Origin of the sequence: Pantoea sp. SIMBA_079, assembly GCF_046940275.1 — a bacterium.
Lineage (GTDB): Bacteria > Pseudomonadota > Gammaproteobacteria > Enterobacterales > Enterobacteriaceae > Pantoea > Pantoea borealis.
Genome location: NZ_JAWRYR010000275.1, coordinates 1 through 274, shown reverse-complemented (window position 1 = coordinate 274; position 274 = coordinate 1). Strand labels below are relative to the sequence as shown.

Below are 274 nucleotides of genomic sequence, written 5' to 3'. Positions count from 1 at the left end.
CAAGTGGTCGAGATCTGGGTTGGTCCATTTTACGGAGATGCGCACATGCAAGGGCGCAAGGCAATGCTGGTGCTGCACGGCAAGCAAGCGATGAACGAAGACGTCCGCAGCGCCGTGCGCGACCTGCGCGATAGTGGCTGGGTGCTGGATGTCCGGGTGACCTGGGAGGCGGGCGATGCGCAACGGCTGGTCGCCGAGGCACTGGCGGCGGGTTACAGCCATATCGTCGCCGGTGGCGGGGACGGCACATTACGTGATGTGGCCGAGGCCATGG

At 65.0% G+C, this 274-nt stretch carries 1 protein-coding gene; it reads left to right on the top strand.

Annotation, left to right across the window (positions count from 1 at the left end; genetic code table 11):
- Nucleotides 1-45: 45 nt before the first annotated feature.
- The coding region (locus tag SB719_RS19995; RefSeq protein WP_412159716.1) for a diacylglycerol kinase family protein at nt 46-274 on the top strand (229 nt) is incomplete at its 3' end.